The organism is Savagea faecisuis, from assembly GCF_042675605.1.
In the GTDB taxonomy this organism is placed as follows: Bacteria; Bacillota; Bacilli; order Bacillales_A; family Planococcaceae; genus Savagea; species Savagea faecisuis.
The window spans coordinates 1-3108 of sequence record NZ_JBHTJF010000049.1 but is presented as its reverse complement, the minus strand read 5'-3'; the positions used below and the strand labels follow the sequence as shown (position 1 = coordinate 3108).

3 protein-coding genes are annotated in these 3108 nt (G+C 36.5%); all 3 read right to left on the bottom strand.

Going from position 1 to position 3108, the window contains the following annotated elements; all coding sequences use genetic code 11:
- Positions 1–443: 443 nt before the first annotated feature.
- The gene (locus ACFQ0V_RS13205; RefSeq protein WP_381014443.1) at positions 444–821 is read right to left on the bottom strand and encodes a hypothetical protein; all 378 of its coding nucleotides are present in this window, start codon (positions 819–821) and stop codon (positions 444–446) included.
- Between the two features lie 70 nt (positions 822–891).
- Complete coding sequence (locus ACFQ0V_RS13200; protein WP_381014441.1) at positions 892–1878, bottom strand: protein rep; 987 nt, start codon at positions 1876–1878, stop codon at positions 892–894.
- A gap of 257 nt (positions 1879–2135) precedes the next feature.
- Positions 2136–3108 (bottom strand): MobV family relaxase (gene mobV, locus ACFQ0V_RS13195; protein ID WP_381014439.1); only part of this gene is annotated, 973 nt, incomplete at its 5' end.

The following is a 3108-nucleotide window of genomic DNA, read 5'->3' as shown; positions in this document are numbered from 1 at the left end:
ATGACAAATCGGCGCAACTTCCATGTAAAGTATAGCACACTATACTTTACATTCGTAAAGGTGTGCTCTCCGAGGGTTGTCGGCTGTCGCCGATCGTTCGCTTAAGCGAACGAAAAAGATTAAGACCTTGCCCCTTTTTGTAAAGGGGCAAACACCAAAACAGCCTCCTGCTTCCTCAGCAAGTTGGCTCGAAAATCGTTTGGAAATCATCAAGGTTCGGGTAGTATTTTTTGAGAAAACCGCTCAAAAAATCTCCACCCTTTTCCCCTTGACGATCCCCATTTTTTCCGTTGCCAAATAGTAGCCGATAGCTACACTCAGCAAGTCCCAAAAATTTGTCGCTATCGCCTTAAAATTTTAACGGAAAAAACCACTAAAAATAAAAAAGACACGAGATTGATCTCTCGTATCTTCTGTATCTTTTTTCTAAACAATCGCGCCCGTTAACGGAACATATCATTCACATTTTCCACTGACTTACCTGTCAAAGAATAAATGGTGTGTGTTTCTTCGACATCCATTATTGTTCCATGGTCTGGACTTAACCAAAGGAAAAATGATTTTCCACCCAATTCCACTTTATACTGTGGGTCTGCCATATCCACTATACCTGATTGCTTTTTAGCACTGCTAAAAGCCTCTTTAAATTGCTGAATTTCTTTTTTGTCTGTAAAGGTGACTAAGGAACCCTCAATAACTTCAGAAAAATTTTCCATCTCATAAACATTAACTTCCTTAACCCCTTTAATTCCTTTGCTACATCCGCTGAGAGATGCTACAAAAACAAAGAGAAAAAATGATGTAAATAAAAACTTTTTCATGAATTCCCCCCTCATTGAAGTTAGTCGTGAAGTCCTTCAAAAAGTTTCACAATCTGGCCCGTTTGTTGAACTACTCTTTAATAAAATAATTTCTACGCTCCCAATTCCATAAAGCAACGATACTATAAGCATTTTCACTCGCTTCATCTTCCTCGTCATCTGTATGGATCAGGTCGCCATCTTCAACATCATCAAGATTGAGCTGTTTATGTATTTCCTTCAACAAACCACCATATGAAAGCAATCGTTTACGGTACAGCCCCTCTTCTAAATCCTTTACAATCTGTAAATTTCGCTCTTTATCGTCTGTCATATAATCAGTATCTTTGACAGGATATTTTGCCGTTTCATCAATCGCCGATTGAATATCTGTTTTCCGTTTATTTTTCGGCTTAATCGCTCGCACATCAACGACTGGATCATAATCCAATTTCATGGCTCTTCTCCAAAGCGCAGTCCATTGTTTTTGAGTAATATAATTTTTGGTGCTGTTAAAATAACTGGGTTCAACACAAATCAAAACGTGCAAATGCTGATTATAAGAATTATCAATCTTATTTACAGTCACTTCGGTTGCTCTCATGAAACCAATTAAATTCTGAGCCACCTTTTTATATTTTACCAATCTATTAAAACCTTGAGCGATCGCTCTTAAACTTTTGTCTAATTCTTCGCCGTCATACACGTTTTTTACCGTCAATGTAAGAAACAACCAACGTGCTTTTGGCTTTTGTTTTACAACTTCCTCAATTATTTTTTTCGTTTGGCTGCTATGCTTCATGGCTCTCCTCCAATTGCATAATGAACACAATCGAGACTTACAAAACCACGTCTTAAACAACTTCAAATGTCCTGTATCTTCATCAGCTTTGAACTCTAAAACAGTACCACACTCTTTTACCCGTTCAGCTTTTTTGAATTCCAAAACATGAAGCAACTCATAATAATTAATGCTTGAAAGCTTTTTACTTCTCCATGGTCTTTCTTTTCCAGATTTCGTTTTATCGACTAATACTCTTGAATTTTCGTTGGAATAAGTGCTATAATCATTGCACATACTAATATAAAACTCCCCTCTGTCTATTGAATTTTGTGTGGTAACTTAATTCTAACAGAGGGGTTTTATATTTCCAAATTTTTTTCACTGATTTTTAACGACTAAAAACCTTCACAAACCCTGTCACAACAGCGTTTGTTTATGGAAATCCACTTTAAAAATAAAATCTTGTTATTTCTATATGTATCAAGATAAGAAAGAACTCGTTTTTCGCTACGCTCAAAACGCAAAAAAGGCACTCATTCGAGTGCCTTTTCTTATCGCTCCAAATCATGCGATCTTTTTCTCTTTGCTTTTCTTTGCTCACGAAGTTCTCGATCACGCTGCAAAACATCTTGAAGCGAAAAAGTATTCTTCTTTTCTTCTGATCGCTCATGGTGACGCACAAAAAGCCCTCTAGGCGCTTTTTCTTTCACTTTACCTACAAATACCCCGAATAACTCCTTAAAACTCTCTAAATCGTTTGTACGGGCTTTTAAAAAGTCTTTCGTCAATACATATAAACTTTCGATTTCATTCGTCAAATGCTCCACTGTACTCTTTAAACGACCATTTTCTTCGGATAAAGATTTATTTGTAGATCGTAACTCTTTCACTTCATTTTTCAGCGATTGATTCTCTTTTGCGAAATCAGTATTTAACAACTGATCCACTCTCGTTTGCAAAACTGCGCCTGCTTTTACTTTTTGCTTCAAATCTTGAAACACTTCGTCTTTTAAAATTACATTCCCCGTTGATTTCATAACCGTTTTCTTTTGCTCGATCCCCAAAAGATTTCTTTTCCCTGTCGGAACTTCAACGCTCTTCTTTTCTCTTTTCACTGGAATCTTAAATTCGCCTGAAACTTCTTCAGATAAAATCGCCAACTCACTTTTTTTATTTTTCAATTCGTTCTCTAAAAGATCAATCTCTTTTTCTAACGTTTGTTTTTTTAATTTACTCGTTTCAATATGCTCCCGATCCGAACCTTTTTCTCCACGTTGTAAATCAAATCCGAGCTTCTGCATATGCTCTGGAAACTTGTCTTGCAGCCACAATAATTCTTGACGATTGAACACATTTTTTCCTTGCAATTTTCCATCACTCATTGGCACGACACCCAAATGCATATGAGGAGTTTTTTCGTCAACATGAACAGTCGCATACACAATATTTTGTTTTCCATATCGATCAGCAAATAATTTATAACTTTCCTCAAAAAATCGTTTCTGTTCATCAGGATCTAATCGC